The organism is Ileibacterium valens, from assembly GCF_001945525.1.
Taxonomy (GTDB): Bacteria; Bacillota_I; Bacilli_A; order Erysipelotrichales; family Erysipelotrichaceae; genus Ileibacterium; species Ileibacterium valens.
On record NZ_MPJW01000132.1, the window covers coordinates 36,845 to 43,262 of the forward strand.

Here is a 6,418-nt window from a genome sequence, read left to right on the forward strand (position 1 = left end):
CAGAAGGCTTAAATTGAATATGAAATTATCCAATAGCTTTTTCTATACTCTGCGAGAAAACGCAAAGGACGAAGACAGCATTTCAAGCAACCTGCTCGTAAGAGCCGGTATGATCAAAAAATCTTCGAATGGAGTTTACATGATCATGCCGATGGGTAAAAAAGTACTTGCTAAGATTGAAGATATTGTTCGGGAAGAAATGGACAGCCATCATGCACAGGAACTGCTGATGCCTGCTTTGATTCCGGAGGATGTTTATGTGGCCAGCGGACGCCGCGAATCCTTTGGAGACAATATGTTCTCCTTAAAGGACCGCTATCAGAAAAAATACGTTTTAGGACCAACCCATGAAGAACTATTTGCCGCAGCGGCAATGATGGATGGAAAATCGTATAAGGATTTTCCTTACAATCTTTATCAGATTCAGACTAAATACAGAGATGAAACCAGACCTCGTTATGGACTGATCCGAGTTCGCGAATTCATTATGAAAGATGCCTATACCTTTGATATTGATGAAGCTGGACTCGATGTGGCTTACGATAATATGTATGATGCCTACTGCAAGATTTTCGATCGTCTTGGTCTCAACTATAAAATTGTTCGTGCCGATACCGGATTGATGGGTGGTCTGCTTTCAGAGGAATATCAGGCTATTTCAAGTATCGGAGAAGATACAGTGGTTGGATGCGAAGGCTGCGATTTTTCAAGCAACCTGGAAATCACTGAAGTTGTTGATACGACTCAACCTGAAGAAGGCGAAGAGCTTGAACTTGAAACAATTCTGACTCCAAATGCCGGAACGATTGAAGAGGTTTCTGAATTCCTGAATCAGGATCCATCCACTTTCCTGAAGACTCTGATCTACATGGCTGATGACAAACCTGTCGCTTTTTTGATTCCTGGAGATCGTGATCTTAACGAAACCAAGGCTTCTAAACTATTGAAGGCGACCAATCTGGAAATGGCTTCAGCTGACGTCGTTGAAAAAGTCACTCATGCCAAAGTGGGCTTTGCCGGACCAGTAGGACTTGAAATTCCAGTCTATGCAGATCGTCAGGTTCTGAAAAAGAAAAACTTTACAGTTGGTGCAAATAAAACCGATCATCACCATATTCATGTCAATCTGAAGGATTTCGATATCGCTGAAGTGGCTGACCTTTGTCAGGTGCGACCAGGGGATATCTGTCCTAAATGCGGCAAACCTCTGACTTTTGATCATGGTATCGAAGTTGGAAACCTGTTCAAATTAGGCACCAAGTATTCTAAGGCGATGGGACTTAATTATCTGGATGCCAACAACCAGCTGCAGCCCGTATGGATGGGAAGTTATGGTATCGGTTTAGAACGATGCATGGCTGCAGTAGCTGATCAGTATAATGATGAGCATGGATTGAAATGGCCAGAAAACATTGCTCCATTTAAGGCGGCTTTAGTCATTGTTTCCATGAAAGATGAAAAGCAGAAAGAAGCGGCTTTAGAACTGTATGAGTATGCGAAAGAAAAAGGCTATGATGTTCTTCTCGATGATCGTACAGAACGTCCGGGCGTTAAATTCAAAGATATGGAACTGATTGGTATTCCTCATAGAATTACGTTCGGAAAAGGTGTTTCTGAAGGCAAGGCTGAATATGTTTTGAGAAGTACTTCAGAAAAACAGGAAGTCGCTTTGGAAGATTTAAAATCACTGCTTGATCAGATTTACACCAAGTAGAAAAACGGATCCATCGATAAAAAATCCTCTACAAGAAGTAAAGAATTTGTATAAGTGTTATTAGGATCTATAAGGAATAGACGAATTCTGTAAACGATTTGAAACCAAAAGCTTTTGAAATAATAGGCAGATTTCCATATTCATGGATTACAAATTAGGACATTTCCAACAAGAGTAAATTATGAAAAAACTTCGAATCCCTCAATGGGATCGAAGTTTTTTTTGAATTCAGAAGCTGAATTCGCATCTTCTCGCGATCTCGAAATCTTTTATGTTTCATTTTTTTTGATGCAGTAGTAGATGAAATAAAGGCACAGCCAACAAGGGGACGGGCTGTGCCTTTATTTCAGGTAAACGAATTATTATGGGAGCAGACCTAGTTTAATCAGAGAGATGCAGAGGAGGGCTCCTGCTCCAATAATCGTGCAAATTTCAAGTTTAGTTACGGTTCCTTCCATCATTCGATTCTCAAAGTCGATCAGCCACTTAATGATTCGAACCAGGATTAACCGCAGCATCTGCCCGGCAAGATATTTTTTTCTAGCCCGAGCCTCTTTGAGATAAACGTTGAAGCTGACTGGTTGTCTTTGTTGGATTGCCTGCATGAATTTCACCTGTTTCCTTGATAAAGGACCTTTCTAATCGAAAATATGAATGGATGCGCTGCTGCAGCGGACTCGAAACGAAACTGTCTCAAGAGCATTTATGCAACAAACGCTCAAACAGATTAAACGAATTACCTGTCTGTTGCTAATAAAGTTATACCATCGATGCATAAAGTTTGCAACATAAAAATCGAATATGCACATATATATTTATTAATCCAAAAATTATTTCCTTTTATGATGAATATGATTCGATTGAAGGATGTATGTGTTTAGTAGAAAAAGATGATATATGCACGAGGAACTTCAACAAATTGCGATAAAAATCCATTGAAGGCAGATTTTGAAAAAGAGGAGCTGGTAAAATAGCCCGACTGAGACTTTACAGGATACATTTCCACTTTCTTTCAGATAGGAATTGAATGATTTTTGAGCATTAAACTTGAAATTGATTTTTGAGATTTAACTGATTGTAAATTGAGAAGTGAAAAAGTGTTGCTTTTTTGCAATAAAATGGGAAATTATCAGAAATTAAGTTGTAAGAATTGAAATAAAATCGAATTAGTGGTTTAGAATTGAACTGTTTGAGCCGCTTTGTCGGCTTCAAGAGCGAATCTTGGCAAAATCACAAAAACGCTTTCAATCGATTAAAGAGCCATGATGTAAGCGTTATGTTTAGAGAATAGATACATATGTCTTTTGTTCATGTACTATTTTCGTTTACAGCCTGATTAGATTCGGTTATTATTCAACCATTGAATTAGAAAGGATCGACAGAACGATTTATGGAAAAGAAGATCAGTATTGCTAACCGGCAGGTTATCCTGAACTATAACAAAGCTTACCCAAAGAACAGGGAGACACTGCTGAAAAGCAAAACATTTGAAAAGTTTATTACTTACTTTATCAATATTGAAAAAGACATGGATGTCAATATCTATGATTATCTGACAAACGATGGAGAGCTGACTCCTGAAGAAGCAGGAAGACAGTTTTGTACATTCCTTCGTCTGCTCGCAGTATTTGATATCGACGAAATGGAACCAACGCATTTCCTGAAAGACAATGATACTCTCAATAATGTGATTGAAGAAATTTATCGCGGATGGAGAAGTTTGCAGCGCTTTGGTTTTATGAATTCTCTGGATACTCCAGATTTTGGAATTAATACGCTTGTAGAACGTGATTCGAAAATGAACGATCTGATCCTCAGAACCTATCGTTTATTCTCTGAGAAAATCGCAAATCGTCCTAATCTTGTTTATCGTCAGGTACAGGCCGGTACCAACTCCTGCTTCTCAGTTCATGATTCTGAAGAACATTGGAATGAAGATTATATCGGTCTAAAAGATGTTCCAATCATTGACTGTGTTATGTTAAGAACCCCAATGATTCTTCATCCGAAGTCTTCCAAACGTACCGGAATGTTTGTCAAAGCAGAAGAAAATCCAATGAACTATCTGAGCATTGATCCAAATGAATGGTTCTGTCTCCCTATTAAAGTCGGAAAACTGCTTTGCTTTGTGTACTTCAATACAAAATACACAGCCTCTGCATTGAGTATGGCAAACCTATTTGAACTGGCACCGATCGATGAGTCCAATAAGCGTCCAGACCTGCTGATGATTTTCGGAAATGAAGATGGAAAGAATGAAACTGTATACTGGCATGATGAAAAGAATGGTATCTGGGTTGGATGCATTTCCGATCATCCAAGAATCGAATATTTTGGTTATCTGAAAAAGATGGCTTTGACTTTGCACAACTTGGCTATGATGGAAAAAGGCTGGCTGCCAATTCACGGTGCTATGGTTAACATCAAGTTAAAGGATGGCCGTCAGAAAGGCATCATCCTGATGGGAGATTCTGGGGCAGGAAAATCTGAATCCATTGAAGCATTAAAGCATGTGGGTAAGGACAAGATCAAATCCGTTGAAGTAGTCTTCGATGACATGGGTACTATTCATCTTGAAGATGGAGTGCCTTATGGACAGGGTACTGAAATTGGAGCCTTTATCCGTCTTGATGACCTGGATCCAGGAACCCCATACCGCGATATGGACCGTTCGATTTTCTTCGCGCCAGAAAATCCGAACTCCCGTATGGTTGTTCCTACTGAACCTTATTCGTTCATTACCCGCAACCATCCAATTGATCTGTTCTGCTATGCCAACAACTACACTGATTCCAAAGGTATGAAAGAACTCACTTTTGATGAGATCAAGCAGACCTGTAAAGATGGAACACGTATGGCATTGGGAACAACCCAGGAAGTTGGTCTTTCCAAAACTTACTTTGCCAATCCATTTGGTCCAATGCAGGAACAGGAAATCTGCGAACCTTTGATTGATGAAATGTTTACTGCAATGAAGGACCAGGGAATCTATATGGGTGAAATTTATACTCACTTAGGATTTGACAAATCCAATCGTCAGGGTATTGAAGATGCAGCTGAAGAACTGCTGAAATTCATTACTGATGATCCAAAACCTGAAGCTGAATAGCATCCCGTACAACTGATGAATAAACGTTAAACAAGCTGCTTTATAAGGCGGATAGTTTACTGTTCGATCAAATGGCACAAATTTAAATTTTAAAAATGAAAAGTCGATTCTTTACCTGTTTGTTCTGGTATGAATCGACTTTTTTGTACGAATTTTAGCTTAAAAAACTGCATTGATGATCAATTGTGTGGATATTTAATTATTGTTGGCATAAAAACTCAATCAATTCAGATTGACATCGACAAAGAGAAGGCAGGTCTTCTTGATTGGTATAGTACTCGATCAATAACTGATAGATAAATAGATCTAATTCGAGATCTCTCCATTTTTTAAGACGCGGCAATAATTGAAGAGCATCACGTTCAAAAGTTTTTTTCCGTCCAAGCAGATAGCATTCAAGGATCTCCAGGAATTTTGAGATGACTTTAGATCGATCATCTTGTAAATCCTGCTCTAAACACAGCAATGAATTGACAGGATTTATCTTTTTGTCCTAATTTGTAATAACTATAGGCAATTGTTACATAGGTATCAACAATACTAGTATTGAGAAAAATGGCTTTTAAAGCCAGATGAACAGCTTCAGAATAGTTTTTCATGAGCAGCTTTGTCCAGGAATAATTGCTATAAACCATAGCTAAAAAGCGTTCAGTGTCTACTTGATCATAGGTTTGAATCAGATTAAGAAAAACCTGCTCAGCTTCCTCAAATAAGCGCTACATTCCGAGACAACGAGCCTGACTAAAACGTAAATCCAGAATTCGACGATGAGCTCCAGCTTCCTGAAAATCATGTCCGCATTCATCGAAGAGCATTAATGCTTTTGCCGGCTGCATAAAACGTAAATAGGAGATGATCAAATGATAATCAATTAGTTCTAACCAGCCAGGGATGTTTAATATGACGGCTAATGATTTAGCATTTTGAAGAATCTCAATTGCAGACTCATCGTATTTTCTTAACTTACTCAGTCCAAGTAAATCATAAAGGAAAGAAAGTTCATTTTTATCATACAGTTCTTGGTGCTCCAATAGAAATGGAAGATGAATTTCAAACGAAAGGTCCGCAAAGTATTCATAAATCATTTCAAGAAGTTTGGTTTTAAAAAAGGCGAAACTATTCCAATTTTCAGAATCATCTAAATAATTTTTAAGCTTTGGAAGCACAGATTTTGGTTACGATAGATAAACGAAGTTATGCTCTGAAGAATGAGAGAATCAGCATCATCCTTTTTTGTTACATCAAAATTAAATCTAAAACCCTTAATTTTTGATTCATAAAAACAAATTATTGATTTAAAATCCTCTTCTCGAATATTTTTTTACCTTGTTCTATTTATGTATATGTTCGAATAGAGATGTTTGTTCGTGGTTTTATAAAAGTACCCAAAACGGGTGATTTAATACTTAACACTTTTGGTTAAGTATTCGCTCGTTTCGGGTACTTTTTTGTCTCGTTATGGGCCCAGAATTATCGTCGACAATATTCAATTCAAGTTCTTTATGGAGCAAAAATGGAAAAAAATTCTATGTTCAAAAAACTGGCTGAATTCATGCAGAGTGAAAGTCTGACCTGTCAGGATCTGGAAGCATTTA

General features: G+C 38.0%; 4 protein-coding genes. 2 read left to right on the forward strand and 2 right to left on the reverse strand.

Annotation, left to right across the window (positions count from 1 at the left end):
• The first annotated feature begins 19 nt into the window (after positions 1–19).
• Positions 20–1,714, forward strand: a complete 1,695-nt coding sequence (locus tag BO222_RS06540) for a proline--tRNA ligase (protein WP_075819466.1) — start codon at positions 20–22, stop codon at positions 1,712–1,714.
• Positions 1,715–2,076: 362 nt separating this feature from the next.
• Here BO222_RS06540 and BO222_RS06545 read toward each other — a convergent pair whose 3' ends face one another.
• Positions 2,077–2,319, reverse strand: coding sequence for a hypothetical protein (locus tag BO222_RS06545; RefSeq protein WP_075819468.1), 243 nt, complete (start codon positions 2,317–2,319; stop codon positions 2,077–2,079).
• A gap of 785 nt (positions 2,320–3,104) precedes the next feature.
• Here BO222_RS06545 and BO222_RS06550 point away from each other — a divergent pair.
• Positions 3,105–4,823 carry a phosphoenolpyruvate carboxykinase (ATP) gene (locus BO222_RS06550; RefSeq protein ID WP_075819471.1) on the forward strand — a complete coding sequence of 573 codons (1,719 nt, stop codon included), beginning with the start codon at positions 3,105–3,107 and terminating at the stop codon, positions 4,821–4,823.
• Between the two features lie 716 nt (positions 4,824–5,539).
• Here BO222_RS06550 and BO222_RS06560 read toward each other — a convergent pair.
• On the reverse strand, positions 5,540–5,908 hold the full coding sequence (locus tag BO222_RS06560) for a hypothetical protein (protein ID WP_143356962.1): 369 nt from the start codon (positions 5,906–5,908) through the stop codon (positions 5,540–5,542).
• Positions 5,909–6,418 lie beyond the last annotated feature (510 nt).

What these genes read in the sequence shown, in the direction of transcription:
- BO222_RS06540 (WP_075819466.1), top strand. Translation starts at nt 20, where the DNA reads ATGAAATTATCCAATAGCTTTTTCTATACTCTGCGAGAAAACGCAAAG.
- BO222_RS06545 (WP_075819468.1), bottom strand. Translation starts at nt 2,319, where the DNA reads ATGCAGGCAATCCAACAAAGACAACCAGTCAGCTTCAACGTTTATCTC.
- BO222_RS06550 (WP_075819471.1), top strand. Translation starts at nt 3,105, where the DNA reads ATGGAAAAGAAGATCAGTATTGCTAACCGGCAGGTTATCCTGAACTAT.
- BO222_RS06560 (WP_143356962.1), bottom strand. Translation starts at nt 5,908, where the DNA reads ATGATTTATGAATACTTTGCGGACCTTTCGTTTGAAATTCATCTTCCA.